This is a genomic window from Sphingomonas endophytica (genome assembly GCF_001476895.1).
Lineage (GTDB): Bacteria > Pseudomonadota > Alphaproteobacteria > Sphingomonadales > Sphingomonadaceae > Sphingomonas > Sphingomonas endophytica_A.
In genome coordinates, this window is sequence record NZ_LDTB01000062.1 from 1 (window position 1) to 15,705 (window position 15,705).

9 protein-coding genes are annotated in these 15,705 nt (G+C 68.7%); 7 read left to right on the top strand and 2 right to left on the bottom strand.

Annotation, left to right across the window (positions count from 1 at the left end):
- Nucleotides 1–194 precede the first annotated feature (194 nt).
- Nucleotides 195–3,218, bottom strand: coding sequence for a TonB-dependent receptor domain-containing protein (locus NS334_RS13710; protein WP_058756519.1), 3,024 nt, complete (start codon nucleotides 3,216–3,218; stop codon nucleotides 195–197).
- A 178-nt stretch (nucleotides 3,219–3,396) separates the two neighbouring features.
- On the opposite strand from NS334_RS13710, the gene NS334_RS13715 reads away from it, so the two are divergent.
- The 6 genes from NS334_RS13715 (at nucleotide 3,397) to nagE (ending at nucleotide 11,596) form a co-directional block, all read left to right on the top strand.
- Nucleotides 3,397–4,404, top strand: coding sequence for a N(4)-(beta-N-acetylglucosaminyl)-L-asparaginase (locus NS334_RS13715; RefSeq protein ID WP_058756533.1), 1,008 nt, complete (start codon nucleotides 3,397–3,399; stop codon nucleotides 4,402–4,404).
- The gene (locus tag NS334_RS13720; protein ID WP_058756520.1) at nucleotides 4,401–5,153 is read left to right on the top strand and encodes a copper homeostasis protein CutC; all 753 of its coding nucleotides are present in this window, start codon (nucleotides 4,401–4,403) and stop codon (nucleotides 5,151–5,153) included. Before NS334_RS13715 ends, NS334_RS13720 begins: the two co-directional genes overlap by 4 nt.
- 83 nt (nucleotides 5,154–5,236) lie before the next feature.
- Nucleotides 5,237–6,274 carry an SIS domain-containing protein gene (locus NS334_RS13725; protein WP_058756521.1) on the top strand — a complete coding sequence of 346 codons (1,038 nt, stop codon included), beginning with the start codon at nucleotides 5,237–5,239 and terminating at the stop codon, nucleotides 6,272–6,274.
- Complete coding sequence (gene nagA, locus NS334_RS13730) at nucleotides 6,271–7,401, top strand: N-acetylglucosamine-6-phosphate deacetylase (RefSeq protein WP_058756522.1); 1,131 nt, start codon at nucleotides 6,271–6,273, stop codon at nucleotides 7,399–7,401. The genes NS334_RS13725 and nagA overlap by 4 nt, the downstream gene beginning before the upstream one ends.
- 23 nt (nucleotides 7,402–7,424) lie before the next feature.
- Nucleotides 7,425–9,899, top strand: a complete 2,475-nt coding sequence (gene ptsP / locus NS334_RS13735; protein ID WP_058756523.1) for a phosphoenolpyruvate--protein phosphotransferase — start codon at nucleotides 7,425–7,427, stop codon at nucleotides 9,897–9,899.
- Complete coding sequence (nagE, locus tag NS334_RS13740) at nucleotides 9,896–11,596, top strand: N-acetylglucosamine-specific PTS transporter subunit IIBC (protein WP_058756524.1); 1,701 nt, start codon at nucleotides 9,896–9,898, stop codon at nucleotides 11,594–11,596. The genes ptsP and nagE overlap by 4 nt, the downstream gene beginning before the upstream one ends.
- Before the next feature lie 64 nt (nucleotides 11,597–11,660).
- Here the strand turns inward: nagE and NS334_RS13745 are convergent, their stop codons facing one another.
- A complete protein-coding gene (locus NS334_RS13745; protein ID WP_058756534.1) occupies nucleotides 11,661–12,398 on the bottom strand; it encodes a GntR family transcriptional regulator in 738 nt (245 codons plus the stop codon).
- Nucleotides 12,399–12,784: 386 nt separating this feature from the next.
- Here NS334_RS13745 and NS334_RS13750 point away from each other — a divergent pair, with 386 nt between their 5' ends.
- Nucleotides 12,785–15,586, top strand: coding sequence for a TonB-dependent receptor (locus NS334_RS13750; RefSeq protein ID WP_241491957.1), 2,802 nt, complete (start codon nucleotides 12,785–12,787; stop codon nucleotides 15,584–15,586).
- The last annotated feature ends 119 nt before the right edge of the window (nucleotides 15,587–15,705 follow it).

Sequence of the window (15,705 nt, forward strand, 5' to 3'; positions counted from 1 at the left end):
CGCGATCGGCGCGATCGCGACCCTGTCGATGGTCGTCATACTCGCGCGCCGCGCGCCGCAACGCTGAAGTCCCGAAAAGCCGCGGAGGATCTCCGCGGCTTTTTCTCTCCATGGGATCGCCGGAAACGCGCCCCCCCACCCCTGCTCGTCACCCCCGCGAACGCCGGGGTGACGAGCAGGAGTGAGAACCCCGATCAGAACGTCACGGTCGCCCCGATCGCGATCTGCCGCCCGAGCGAGTCGTAGCGCTGCGGGATCGTGTTGTTGCGCGCCAGGCTGATATTGTACGAATTCGGCACGAACGGCGCGACACGATCGAGCAGGTTGTTCGCGATCACACGCAGCGCGAACTGGCGGTTGACGTTGAACGTCAGCGCCAGGTCGAAATAATCCTGCGCATCGACCCGGTAATAGGTCTGCTGCACCCGGTCCGGGGTTCCGCCGATCGCGGCATCGCCCGAGTTGTTGGCGTTGGTCAGCGGGCCGACATGCCGCCAGTTGAGCGAGGCGTTGAACACCCGGTCCGGGCTGCTCCACGTCGTGCGCAGGCCGTGCGACCATTTCGGGATCAACTGGCCGCAGCCGTTGCCGTAATAGCCGGCGCAGTTCCGCTCCGGCTGGATCGGGGAGTCCTGCCCGCCGGCCAGCGTGGTGAGCGAGCCGGTGAAGCCCCAGTCGAACCGCCCGGCATTGCCCGCATCCAGGGTATATTGCGCCTGGAAGTCCCAGCCGCGCGCCAGCGAGCGATAGTAATTGGTCGTGCCGGCGCGGATGAAGCCGCTGGTCGGATTGTTCGCCGCCGATGCGAACAAGGTACCGTTGGCGTCGCGGACGATACCGGAGCAGAAGAACGGATCGCCGCCCGAGCGCAGGCAGCCGTCGAGATAGTAATTGTCGTCGTTGTAGCCGAGCGAATTGTCGATCTTGATCCGGTAGTAATCGACCGAGAAGGTCAGGCCGGGCACGAAGCTGGGCCGCGCGACGAAGCCATAGGTCTGCGTATAGGCGGTCTCCGGATCGGCGGTGAACCCGCCCGAGCGGATGGTGCAGCTGTTGTCCGGGCAGATCAGCGTCGGGCTGCCGTACAGCGCGTCGCTCAGCCCGGTCGCGCGGCACACATCGATCGAGGCGGCCGGCGGATTGAACGTCCCGTCGGCGTTGCGGGTCGGCGCGCAGAAGTCGCCGCGCTGCCCGCCCTGCTGGCCGAAGCTGATGTTGCGGGCCTGACGGATCTCCACGACGGTCGGCGCGCGTTGCGCCTTGTTGAACGAGGCGCGCAGCGTCAGGTCGCGGACCGGCGCCCACAGCCCTTCCGCCTTCCAGGTCGTGAACGTGTCGGGGTTGGTGCTGTACTTCGACACGCGGAAGCCGCCGTTGGCCTGCAACAGATGCGCGAACGGCTTGTCCTGGATCAGCGGCGCCTGAACCTCGATGTTCGATTCCCACACGTCCTGCGACGCGTCGAAATCCTGCCCTGCGTTCAACTGCCGGAAGCGCTCATTCGCGGTCGCGCGGTAGCTGTCCTTGCGATATTCCGCGCCGAGCGCGATCGCCACGCCGTCATCGGCGAACGGCGAGGTAATACCGTACTCGCCCAGATCACCGGTCACGTTCGCGGTCACGTCCCAGAGCGTGCCCACGCCGCGCGTCGTCGCCGGGTTGCCGGCGAGCAGATAGTTGAGCACCGCGCCATCATTGCCGGCGCTGAACGCGTCGAAGGGAATGCACCCCGCCGCGCCGGAGGCGCAGGTGGGCGTGCCGTTCACGTTCACGACGTTCAAGGCATTGTTGACGCGTGCGAAATCGGGGATGTCGCCGTAGCTGACGTCCTGCGTGTTGCGCGCATAGACGCCGCCGACGTCATAGGTCCATGCCGTCCCCACCTTGCCGCGTACACCCGCCGTCGCGCGCAGGCCACGATTGACATATTCGTCCAGCGTATAGGGCAGATTGTCGAACCGGTAACGCACGTCGAGCGGCGCCAGCGCAGTCGTTCCCGCCGCCGCGCCGCACAGCGCGCTCGCCTGCGACGCCGACAGGAACGGATTGTTGCAATTCACCTGGAACGGCTGGTTGCCATAGCTGCTGCTGCTCAGCACCCGCGTCGGATAGCGATTGTAGGACGTGTCCTCGAACCAGATCGCCGAGCCGTAGAGTTCCAGCTCCGGCGCCAGCGTCAGCGTCGCGAAGCCGCCCGCATTGACGCGCTCCATGTCGCGCTGGAGCGGATAGCCGCGCCGGTCGAAGGCGTTGCTGGTGCCCTGCCCATAGGGCACGAACGTGCGTGAACCATCGGGATTGTTGATGAATTCCGGCTGCGACGCCGGATCGGAAACGTTGCCCGGCCGCACGAAGCCGCCCGGCGCATAGGAGGTGGTGGCGCATGACAGCGGGCCGTCCTTGGACAGTTGCTGCACCTCGCACGCCGAGGTCGAGCGCGCGCTGTACGGCACGAAATTCGCCTGGCGATAATTCACGAAGCCCATCAGGCTCAGCTTGTCGTCGAACAACTTCTTGCCCGCGGTCAGCGTGATGTCGCTGCGGCCGCCGTCGTTGACCAGCCCGCGCGGCGAGGCGAGGCCGGACGCGCGCGCCACCTGCGACGCGGTGCCGTCCCGATTCTGGTGGTTGTAGAAGCTGTAATTGCCGTCGATGCGGATGCCGTCGAAGCTGGGGCGCAGGATGAAATTGACCACGCCGGCCACCGCGTCAGAGCCATAAACGGACGATGCGCCCCCGGTCAGCACGTCGACTCGTTCCAGCAGCGACGGCGGGATGATGCCGGTGTCCTGTCCGTTCTGCGTGCCCAGCCGCTTGCCGTCGATCAGCACCAGCGTCCGCTCGAAGCCGAGGCTGCGCAGCTTGATCCGCTGGCGGCCATCCGAGTCCTGATAGTTCTGCTGGCTGTCCGGCGCGATTTGCGGAAGGCGGTTCAGCACCTCCTCGACGTTGAGCGGCGCCTGCGCACGGATGTCCTGCGCGGTGACCGAGGTGATCGGCGCGGCGCTCGCGACGTTCGGGCGCTGGATGCGCGAGCCGGTGACGACGACGTCGCCGGTGCTGGCCGGCGTCTCGATCGGCTCGCCCGCGATCGCGGTGCTGCGCTGCGCGGCGGCGTCGCTGTCGCCCGGCGCGGCGACCTGCGCCAGCGCGGGCGAGGCGAGCAACAGGGCGCCTGCGAGGGCCGTTACCGATACGCTATGACTGAGGACGGACATCGACTGCTCCCGTATATCTAATTGTTTCTGATGATTTAATTATTCCTGTTGGTTGCAGGAGCCGATCGCTGTCGTCAATACCTTAATATAACCAAGCACATAACCAATGCAGGTTGGCATTGCGACCGGCGATGGGACGTGCATGGTAAAGGTCGAGACGATGGGCGGAGGGACGGACATGACGAATCGGCGGTCGGTGATGACCGGGCTGGCGGCGCTGGGCGCGGCTGCGCCGCTGAGCGCGCGGGCCGTGTCCGGCGAGGCGACGATGATCGTATCGACGTGGGATTTCGGCGCCGCCGCCAATGAGGCCGCGTTCGCCGCGATGAAGGCGGGCGGATCGCTGATCGACATGGTCGAGGCGGGGGCGAAGGTGCCCGAGGCCGATCCCGCCAATCACTCGGTCGGCTATGGCGGCTATCCCGATCGCGACGGCCACGTCACGCTCGACGCGGTCATCATGGACGATGCCGGCGGGGTCGGCGCGGTCGCGGTGCTGGAGGATACGGTCCATGCGATCTCGGTCGCGCGGCGCGTGATGGAAAAGACCCCGCACACGTTGCTGGCCGGCGACGGCGCGACGCGGTTCGCGCGCGAGCAGGGCTTCCCCAAGCAGAACCTGCTGACCCCCGAGGCCGAACAGGCGTGGCGCGAATGGCTGAAGACCGCGCAGTATCAGCCGGTCGCCAACAGCGAGACGGGGACGTACGGCACACAGCGGCACGTGACGCCCGGCGGCGCGCTGGACCATGACACGATCGGCCTGCTCGCGCGCGATGCCAGCGGACGGATGGCGGGCGCGTGCACGACCTCCGGCATGGCGTTCAAGATGCGCGGCCGCGTCGGGGATTCGCCGCAGGTCGGCGCGGGCCTGTATGTCGAACGCGGCGTCGGGGCGGCGACCTCGACCGGGCTGGGCGAGGAAGTGACGCGCGTGTCCGGAACCGCGCGCGTCGTCGCGTCGATGCGGGCCGGCATGACGGCGCAGAAGGCGTGCGAGGAAGTGGTCCGCCATATCGCGAGACTGCGCGGCGACGCGATCAAGGGCGTGCAGGTCGGCTTTCTCGCGCTCGATCCGCGCGGGAATGTCGGGGCGTTCTGCCTGTTGCCGGGCTTCACCTATGCCGTCACCGATGCCGCCGGACGCACCGTCGTTCGCAAGGCCGCATCGCTGTTCGCGGCATGACACGCACCACGCTGGAAGTCTGCGTCGAGGATGCGCACGGCATCGCGGCGGCGGTGGGCGGTGGCGCGGACCGGATCGAGCTGTGCGCCGCGCTCGACGTCGGCGGGTTGACGCCGCCCGCGTCGCTGGTGCGCGCGGCGGCCCAGGCGCCGCTGCCGGTGCATCTGCTCGCCCGCCCGCGCGCCGGGGGCTTCGTGTACGATGCCGCCGACCGGGCGCTGGTCGCCGAGGACATCCGCACCGCCGCGGAGGCGGGGCTGGCGGGCGTGGTGATCGGCGCCAGCCGGGAGGACGGGCGGCTCGACACCGACCTGCTGGCGCGCTGGATCGCGTTCTCGCGCGATCTGGGAGAGGCGCGCGGCACGCCGCTGTCGCTGACGCTGCACCGCGCGTTCGACCTGGTGCCCGACCTGCCCACCGCGCTGGACGAGGCGGTGGCGCTGGGGTTCGAGCGTATCCTGACCTCGGGTGGCGCGCCGCTGGCGGTGGATGGCGGCGACATGCTGGCCACGTTGGTGGCGCGCGCGGGTGATCGGATCACGATCCTCGCCGGCAGCGGTGTTTCCGCGACCACGCTGCCCGCGATCCTGTCCACCGGCGTGCGCGAGGTTCATGCCTCGTGCCGCGCGCCGCTGCCCGCCGCCGACCCGATGCTGGCACGTTTCGGGTTCGCAGCGGTTGGCGCGAAGGCGACCGATGCCGCGACAGTGACCGAACTGGTGCATTTTCTGCGCGCCGACCGCTCTTGAATAATACCAATCTAGGACTTAAGCCGTCATCATCGGAGGCGGCGCGCCGTGCTGACCCCGATGTGAGGGAGCTTCATTCCGACATGGTCGATCAGCCCGACAGCACGTTGATGTTCGCCGAAGCCGGCGAGGCCGCCGCCGCCGTGGCGCGGATGATCGATGCCAATCGCGACACGCTGCGCACGCTGGCCGCGCATCTGCGCGCGAACCCGCCCGCCGTCGTCGTGACCTGCGCGCGCGGCTCGTCGGATCACGCCGCGACCTTCGGCAAATATCTGATCGAGACAATGGTCGGCGTGCCGGTCGCCTCCGCCGCCCCCTCGGTCGTGTCGATCTATGACGCGACGGTGAAGACCCCCACCGCGCCGCTGTGCATCGCGATCTCGCAGAGCGGGCGCAGCCCGGACCTGCTCGCCACCGTCGCCGCGCAGAAGGCGGCGGGCGCGCATGTCGTGGCGCTCGTCAACGACACAACCTCCCCGCTGGCCGAGGCCGCCGACACGCTGGTGCCGCTGATGGCCGGCCCGGAAAAGTCGGTCGCCGCGACCAAATCCTACATCACCGCACTCGCCGCCCAGGCGTTGCTGGTCGCCGAATGGGCCGACGACGCGACGCTGCGCGACGCGGTGGCACGCCTGCCGGAGCGGCTGGCCGAGGCATGGGCGCTCGACTGGAGCGAGGTGGTCGACATGCTGGTCGACGCCAACAACCTGTTCGTGATCGGGCGCGGGCTGGGCTTCGGCATCGCGCAGGAAGCGGCGCTGAAGCTCAAGGAAACCTGCGCGCTCCATGCCGAGGCGTTCAGCGCCGCCGAAGTCCGCCACGGCCCGATGGCGATCGTCAACGAAGGCTTTCCGCTGATCGCCTTCGCCACCTCCGATGCCGCCGGCGACGGCGTGCGCGAGGCGGCGGCGGAATTCGCCGGGCGCGGCGCGCGCGTCGCGCTGGCCGATGCGCGCGCGAACGGCGACAGCCACCCGCCCGCGCTGACCGATCATCCGGCGATCGAGCCCATCCTGTCGATCCAGAGCTTCTACCGGATGGCCAATGCGCTGTCGGTCGCACGCGGGCTCGATCCCGACGCCCCCCTCCACCTGAGCAAGGTCACGCGCACGCTATGACGCGGCACAGCTTCACCAACGGCCATGTCGTCACCCCTTCGGACACGCTCGATGCGGCGACGTTCGAGGTCGAGAACGGCGTCATCACCGCGATCCACGCCGTGGCGGACGCTGATGCTACCGATCTCGACGGCGGCTGGGTGATGCCGGGCTTCATCGACACGCAGGTGAACGGCGGCGGCGGCGTGCTGTTCAACGACACGCCGACCGTCGAGGGGATTGCCGCCATCGCCGCCGCGCACGCGCGTTACGGCACGACCGCGCTGCTGCCGACGCTGATCAGCGACACGCCCGACGTGATCGGGCGCGGGCTGGACGCGGTGGATGCCGCGATCGCCGCGGGCGTGCCCGGCGTCGTCGGCATCCATGTCGAGGGGCCGATCCTGAACGTCGCGCGCAAGGGCATCCACGATGCCGCGCGCTTCCGCCTGCTCGACGACGAGATGCTGGCGCTGCTCAGCGCGCCGCGTCGCGGCAAGGTGATGGTGACGCTCGCCCCCGAGCAGGTGCCCGTCGAGCGGATCGCCGCACTGGCCGAAGCGGGCGTGCTGGTCTGCCTGGGGCATACCGATGCCGATTACGCGACGGCGACCGCCGCCTTCGCCGCCGGCGTGACGGGGGTGACGCACCTCTACAACGCCATGTCCCCGCTGAAGCACCGCGCGCCCGGCGTGGTCGGGGCGTGCCTGGACAACCAGACCGCCTATTGCGGGATCATCGTTGACGGCTTCCATGTCGATGACGCGCCCTTGCGGATCGCGTTGCGCGCGCGTCCTGCCGACCGCTTCATGCTGGTGACGGATGCGATGCCGTGCGTCGGGGCGGAGACCAAGGACTTCGTGATGCAGGGGCAGCACATCCATGTCGAGGGCGGCCGCGCCGTCGGCACTGACGGCACGCTCGCCGGCTCCGACCTCGACATGGCGGGCGCGGTGCGCGGCGCGGTGACGCGGCTCGGGCTGTCGCCCGAGGAAGCGGCGGGGCTGGCGGCGACCAGCCCGGCGGCGTTCCTGGGGCTGACCCATGAGCGCGGGACGCTGGCGGTCGGGCAGCGCGCCGACTGGGCGATCCTGACCCGCGACCTGCACCCCGCCAGCACCTGGATCGGCGCACAGCCGGTCGCCTGACCCCTTTGTCCATCGGAGCCGCCATGTCCCCCATTACGCTCACCGCACCGCTGGAGGGTTGGGCCGGTCCGCTCGACGACGTGCCCGATGCGGTGTTCGCGGAGCGGATGCTGGGCGACGGGCTGTCCATCGACCCGACCGGCGACACGTTGGTCGCGCCGTGCGATGCGGTGGTGCTGACGGTGCAGCCGACCGCCCATGCGATAACCCTGCGCAGCCCCGAGGGCGCGGAACTGCTGATCCATATCGGGCTGGACACGGTGACGCTGGGCGGGCGCGGGTTCGAGATGCTGGTGGCGGCGGGCGACACGGTAACGCGTGGCCAGCCGCTGATCCGCTTCGACCTCGACCTGATCGTGCGCGAGGCGCGCGCGGCGGTGACGCCGGTCGTCGTGACCAATGGCGAGGCATTCGCGATCAGGACGCGCGCCGCGCCGGGGATGGTCGCGACCGGCGACGCCTTCGTGACGCTCTCTCCGTTGGCGCAAACGGCGATACAAGCGGCGGGCGACGGCCCCAGCGCCGCGCGCACGATCACCGTGCCGTTGCCGCACGGCATCCACGCGCGCCCGGCCGCCCGGATCGCCGAGGTGGCGAAGGGCTTCAACGCGGCGGTAACGCTCGCCAAGCAGGGCGCGGCCGTCAGTGCGAGCAGCCCGGTCGGCATGCTGTCGCTGATCGTCGCGCACAACGACGAGCTGACGATCGCCGCGACCGGCCCGCAGGCCGAAGCGGCGGTCGCGGCAGTCGCCGAGCTGATCCTCCACGGTATCGAGGAAGAGCCTGCGGCCCCTGCCCGCGCCGCGCCGGAGCGCCCGACCGACGTGCCCGAGGGCGCGATCGCGGGCGTCACCGCCGCGCCGGGCCTCGCGATCGGCACCGTCGCGCGCTGGGACGTGCAGGATCTCGACGTGCCGTCCGAGGGCTGCGGGATCGCGGCGGAGGAAGCCGCCTTCACGCAGGCCTGCGCCGCGCTATCGTCGGAATTGGCCGCCAAGGCCGCCGCCGCGAGCGGCCCGCTGCGCGCGATCCTCGACGCGCATGCCGCGATGCTCGGAGACGACGCCTTGCTCGGTGCCGCGCGCGCCGCGATCGCCGCCGGGCATAGCGCCGCCCATGCGTGGCGCGCCGCGATCCGTCCGCAGGCCGATGCCTTGCGCGCGGGGGGCGACGCCCGCCTCGCCGAGCGCGCCGACGACATGCGCGATCTGGAGCGCCAGTTGATCGGGCGCCTGATGGGCGTCGAGGACAGCGGCGTCACGTTGCCCCAGGGCGCGATCCTCGTCGCCGAGGACCTGCTGCCGTCGCAATTCATGGCGCTCGATCTCGACCGGCTCGCCGGGCTGGCGATCGTGAAGGGCGGGCCGACCTCGCACGTCTCGATCCTCGCCGCCGCGCGCGGCGTGCCGACGCTGGTCGCGTTGGGTGATCCCCTGCGTCACGTGCCGGTCGCCGCGCGCGTCATCCTCGACGCCGGTGCCGGGCTGTTCCACGCCGCGCCCTCGCCCGAGACGCTGGCCGATGCGGAGGCGCGCGTCGCCACCGCCGCGACCCGCCGCGCCGATGCGCTCGCCCGCGCGGGCGAGGAATGCCGCACCGCCGACGGCACGCGGATCGAATTGTTCGCCAATTGCGGCTCGCCCGCGGACGCCGCCTTTGCAGTGAAGAACGGCGCGGAGGGCTGCGGCCTGCTGCGCACCGAATTGCTGTTCCTCGACCGCGACACCGCGCCCGACGTCGCCGAACAGACCGCCGATTACCAGGCGGTCGTCGATGCGCTGGACGGTCGTCCGCTGATCGTCCGGCTGCTCGATATCGGCGGCGACAAGCCCGCGCCCTATCTGCCGATCGAGGGCGAGGAAAACCCGGCGCTGGGCCTGCGCGGCGTGCGCGTGGTGCTGGCGCATCCGCAGATCCTGGAGGATCAGCTCACCGCGATCCTCGCTGTCCGCCCGCTGGGCCGCTGCCGGATCATGGTGCCGATGATCGCGGGCGTCGACGAATTGCTCAAGGTGCGCGCGGTGCTCGACCGGCTGACCGGCGGCGCGCGCGATGTCGAGCTGGGCGTGATGGTTGAGACGCCCGCCGCCGCGATCGGTGCCGATCTGATCGCCGCGCACGCCGATTTCCTGTCGATCGGTACCAACGATCTGACCCAATATACGCTCGCCATGGATCGCGGCAACGCGGCGGTGGCGGGCGCGCTCGACGGGTTGCATCCGGCGGTGCTGCGGCTGATCGGCGAGACGGTGCGCGGTGGCGCGTTGCGCGAACGCTGGACCGGCGTGTGCGGCAGCCTAGCGTCCGATCCGCTCGCGGTGCCGATCCTGCTTGGCCTCGGCGTCACCGAATTGTCGGTCGCCCCGGCGGCGGTGCCGGAAATCAAGGCGCTGGTCCGCGACCTCAACCTGGCGGCGGCGCGCGATCATGCCCGCGCCGCGCTCGCCTGTCCGGACGCCAGCGCCGTCCGCCGCCTCGCACGGGAGTTCGCACGATGAAATCGATCCTCGGCAAACTCCAGCCGCTCGGCCGCGCGCTGATGCTGCCGATCGCGGTGCTGCCGATCGCGGGCCTGTTGCTGCGGCTCGGCCAGCCCGACCTGCTGGACATCGCGTTCGTCAGCGCGGCGGGCGATGCGATCTTCTCGCACCTCGGCCTGTTGTTCGCGATCGGCGTCGCCACCGGCTTCGCGCGCGACGGCAACGGCGCGGCGTGTCTGGCCGGCGTGGTCTGCTTCCTCGTCGCGACCGAAGCGTCGAAGGTGCTGCTGTCGGTCCCGCCGGAGACGACCGCCGGGCTGACCGGCCCCTCCGCCGACCTGGCCATCGCGGCGTGGAAGGCCAAGGCGATCGCGCGGCTCGACGTGCCGACCGGCATCATCTCCGGGCTGGTCGGCGGATTGTTCTACAATCGCTTCTCGACGATCAAGCTGCCGGAATATCTCGCCTTCTTCGGTGGTCGCCGCTTCGTGCCGATCGTCAGCGGGCTGGCGGGGCTGGTGCTCGCCGTCCTGATCGGCACCGGCTTCGCCACGATTGCGGGCGGGATCGACCAGCTCAGCTACGGCATCGCCGCCTCGGGTGGCGCGGGGCTGTTCCTGTTCGGGCTGCTCAACCGGCTGCTGCTCGTCACCGGGCTGCACCACCTGCTCAACAATATCGTGTGGTTCGTGATGGGCGACTATCACGGCACCACTGGCGACCTGCGGCGCTTCTTCGCGGGCGATCCGACCGCGGGGGCGTTCATGGCGGGGTTCTTCCCGGTCATGATGTTCGGGCTGCCCGCCGCCTGCCTCGCGATGTACCATGCCGCGCTGCCGGAACGGCGCAAGGCGATCGGGGGCATGCTGTTCAGCCTCGCGCTGACCTCCGCGCTGACCGGCGTGACCGAGCCGATCGAATTCAGCTTCATGTTCCTCGCGCCCGTTCTCTACGCGGTTCACGCGGTGCTGACCGGCGTGTCGATGGCGCTGATGAACGCGCTCGGCGTGAAGCTGGGCTTCGGGTTTTCGGCCGGGCTGCTGGATTACGTCCTGAACTTCAACCGCGCGACGAAGCCGCTGCTGCTGATCCCGGTCGGCGCGGTCTATTTCGCGCTCTATTACGGGCTGTTCCGCTTCTTCATCGCGAAGTTCGACCTGAAGACGCCGGGGCGCGAGCCGGTCGAGGCGGGTGCGCCGACGGCGGTCGCGGCGGGCGAGCGTGGCGCGGCCTTCGCCCGCGCGCTGGGCGGCGCGGCGAACCTGACGGAGGTCGGCGCGTGCACCACCCGGCTGCGCCTCAACGTCCGCGACCAGCAGGCGGTCGACGATGCCGCGCTGAAGGCGCTGGGCGCGCGCGGGCTGATCCGTCCGTCGAACACCGCCTTGCAGGTCGTGCTCGGCCCGATCGCCGATGTCGTCGCGGTCGAGATCCGCGATGCGCTGGCAGCGGGCGGGGTCGCGGTCGCCGCCGCGCCGGTCGCGGAGCCGGTCGACGACGCGCCGGTCGCGCTGTCGCCGGCGGTGCTGAAGATGCTGGGCGGCGCCGCGAACGTGCGCGAGGCGAGCGTTCATCCGGGTCGCGTGCGCGTGGCGCTGGCGAGCGGGACGGTCGATGAGGCGGCTCTGCGAAACCTCGGCGTTCGCGCGGTCGCACGTCCGGCCGACGGGACGTTGCACCTGCTCGTGGCGGATACCGCAGCGCTGACAGCGTAAGCCGCACCGTCATCGTCATCCCCGCGAAGGTGGGGATGACGATGGGGCGGGATGGCGGCGGCCTCTACAGGTCCGACAGTTCCGCCACGAAGTCATAGGCATCGCCGCGATAATAGGACCGCGTGAACTCCACCGCGCGGCCGTCACGGCGGAAGCCGCGCCGCTCGATCAGCAGCCCGGCATGGCCGGTTTCGACCCCCAGCATCTTGGCATGTTCCGGCCCGAACGGCACCGCGCGCAAGCGTTGCAGCGCGCGCACCGGGCGGCTGCCGGCCTTGTCGAGCGCGGTGTAGAGCGAATCCTCCACCGCCTCGACCGACGGCAGGCAATAGCCGGCGATGGTCGACATCTCGAGCGCCATCGGCTCGTTGTCGGCATGGCGGATGCGCTGGAACCGGAACACCGGCGCACCGGGCGACAGGCCCAGCGCCATGCTCTCTTCGGGGCTCACCGTGCTGGCGACGCGGCTGACCCAGCTACTCGACGCGGTCTTCCCGCGCGCTGCCATATCCTCCGAGAAGGACGACAGTTTCGAGAAGCTCTTCTCGACGCGCCCGGCGACGAACGTCCCCGCGCCACGCCGCCGGGTCAGCAGCCCGTCCTCGACCAGCCCGCCGATCGCCTTGCGCACGGTGATCCGCGACACGTCATATTCGGTCGCCAGGTCGCGCTCGGCGGGAATGGCATCGCCCTGCTTCAGGATGCCGCCGCCGATCGCCTCCCGGATCACCTGTTGTAGCTGGAGGTAGAGCGGCGCCGCATTCCCCTCGCGAAACCGTCCCACCTCGTCCGAAAAGGCCATCGGCATCCCTTCCCTGTTGATCGCGGCGCCGTTCCCCTTTGCACCCCGTGAACGGGATCGTATCCAAAGCGTCCGGATGTAACAATCCGCAAGCCCACCTACGTACCTTTGTCACGCTGGTGGGACTGCGCGCCATCTTGATGGCCGGTGCCACCCATGTCTCCTGAAAGACACACTTTCCGCAAAACGGTAAAAAATTCTTTTGCCCGTGAAACTTTTCCGTAACAGAGTATGTCCGCGCTGATCCAAATTGGTTACAGGACCAGTTTAGGACCGACGAAGACAGCGGTGACAGGCGTCATCGGATCGTCGTCGCGGCCCGGATCTATCACGCGACCCGGTCGGTGCCGGGCCTATGAGGGGGATTACCCATGCGCTTGCGCTCGATGATGCTGATGTCCACCGCGCTGTTCGGGTTCGCCCATGTGGCGCAGGCGCAGGAGACGGCGCCGCCCGCGAACACGGCGCCCAGCGGAGCGGCGGACGACACCGGCGAGGATATCGTCGTCACCGGCTATGCCGGCAGCCTTCGTCAGGCGATCGAGCTGAAGCGCAACGCCAACGCGGTCGTCGATGCGATCTCGGCCGAGGACATCGGCAAGTTCCCCGACCGCAACGTCGCCGAATCGCTGGCGCACATCCCCGGCGTGTCGATCGACCGCCGTTTCGGCGAGGGTGAGAAGGTCGCGATTCTCGGCACCGACCCGGCACTGAACCGCATGCTGCTCGACGGCCACGCGCTGGCGTCGGCCGACTGGGGCGGCAACGACAACGATCCGTCCAGCCGCACCTTCAACTACTCGCTGCTGGCGCCGGAACTGGTCGACCGGCTGGAGGTGTACAAGTCCCCCGAAGCGCGTCTGGAAGACGGCAGCCTGGGCGGCACGGTCATTGTGCGCACGCGCCGTCCGCTGGAACTGGACGCCAACTCGCTGTTCGCGTCGGGCGGCTATACCTACAACGACCGTTCGGAGAAGGGCAGCGTCCGCGGCTCGGGCCTGTACAGCTGGAAGAACGCCGACGAAACCTTCGGCGTCCTGATCGCCGGCACCTATGACAAGCAGCAGCTGGTGCGCGCCGGTGTCGAATTCTTCGGCTACGAGAAGGCCGACGCGCGCTTCTTCCAGACCGTCAACGACGCCGACGGTAACCCGACCCGCGATTCGGCGGGCAACGCCATTCTGGTCCGCGACGCCAGCGGGCAGCCGCTGTTCAAGAACCCGTCGGCGACCGTCTCGGGCGGTACGCGCAACGATCTGGCGAATGCGGTGCTGCCGTTCGGCATCAACTACGCCTATTTCCAGCAGAAGCGCGAGCGGACCAGCATCTCGGGCACGGTGCAGTATCGCCCGGCCAGCAACCTGACGCTGACGCTGAACGGCCTGCACATCGACGGCGACTACAACAATTACAGCCAGTCGATGTACACCATTCCGGGCGCATGGAGCGGTCAGGACCTGCAGTCGGCGACGGTCAGCAACGGCGTCGTCACCAATGCCGCGTTCGGCGCGGCGACCAGCCAGCGCAACGCGCAGCTCGATACGCTGGTCCGCAGCACCAAGCTGAAGACCGACAATCTCAATTTCTTCGCCGACTGGGAAGGTGACGACGGCGCGAAGGTGTCGTTCCTGGGCGGCTGGAGCAAGGCGACCGGCGGGCGTAACCCCGAATATCTCTTCAACGTGCAGACCAAGCTGCCGTTCAGCTATGCGATCACGTCGAATTCGGCAGAGGTCAACTACACCGGCGACCTGACCAATCCGGCCAATTACTTCACCAACCCCAGCAATCAGCTGGTGACGATCGAGGGCCGTCCGTTCAACGTCAACGGCGCGCAGCTCAATGCCGCGCAGATCGGCGGCCTGGACTACAGCGTCACGACTGACCGCGACATCTTCGGCGGGTTCGACGCGACGGTGCCGCTTGGCGACGGCTTCTTCAAGCAGATCCTGATCGGCGCGCGGATCACCGATCACGTCAACAAGATCGACGCGCGCGGCGTGAACACCTACCTGACCAGCTCGAAGCTGGGCAATCAGCTGGGCGTGACCACGCTGACAACGCCGGACGGCATCTTCGACGGTACCGGCGGTTCGGGGTCGGCGACCAAGTACCTCAACCTGCCGCAGCAGTCGGTGATCGACATTCTGGCGAACAGCATCAACACCCCGCTGTTCACCAAGGTCGGCGGCTCGACCCGTGTCGAGGAGCGGACGGCGGCCAGCTATGTCCAGGTCAATTTCGACCAGGGCGGGCTGCGCGGTAACGTCGGCGGACGTCTGGTCTATACCCGTGACGTCTCCTTCTATGCGCTGTCGCTGCCCACCAAGGCCAACCCGAACCCAACGCCGGTGCCGACCAGCACCGCGACCGATTACCTGAAGTTCCTGCCGGCGCTGAACGTGGCGTATGAAGTTTCGCCGCAGTTCATCGTTCGCGGTGCGGCCGCCAAGGTGATCTCGCGTCCGCGCTATCAGGATCTGGCGGCGTCGATCTCGCAGAACGACACCACGCTGGATGCTGGCGGCGGCAACCCGAATCTGAAGCCGTACGAGTCGACCAACTACGAAATCACCGCGGAATTCTATCCGCGCGCCGGTGCGCTGCTTTCGCTCGAACTGTATCGCCGCGAGATCAGCAACTATATCGTCTCGACGTCGATCCCGAACCAGAGCTTCTTCAACTCGCTCGAAGGCCGGGTGGTCAGCACCTATCGCGTGACCAGCCCGATCAACGCCGGCAAGGCGAAGGTCAACGGCGTGCTGGTCAACGGGCAGGCGGAGATCTGGGGCGGCTTCGGCATCCAGGCGAACTACGCCTATCAGGACAGCTCGACCTCGGTCATCCCGGGCGTCACCGGCTCGCTGAACCTGCCGTATCTGTCGAAGCATACGGTCAACGTGATCCCCTATTTCGAAAAGGGGCCGTTCCAGGCGCGCGTCAGCTACAATTATCGCTCGGCATACTTCCGCGCGCTGGGTCGCCTGAACTCGCTCGACTCGGTCGCGCCGTACAGCCAGCTCGACGCCTCGGCCTCACTGGCGCTGACGAAGAACATCTCGATCACGCTCAACGCGCAGAACCTGCTGGACGAAACCTACATCCAGTACAACGGCACCCGCGACCGGCCGTCGGCCTTCTACAAGAACGGCCGCACCTATGTCGCGAGCGTCTCGTTCCGCCTGTAATATCAGCGGCATTCCATCTCCCGCCTCGGGGTCTCCGTCAGCGACGGAGGCCCCTTTTTTTTGCCCCTGCCATGGACGTTCACCGTTGCAGCCGGCATGATGGGCCCATACCAAAACAG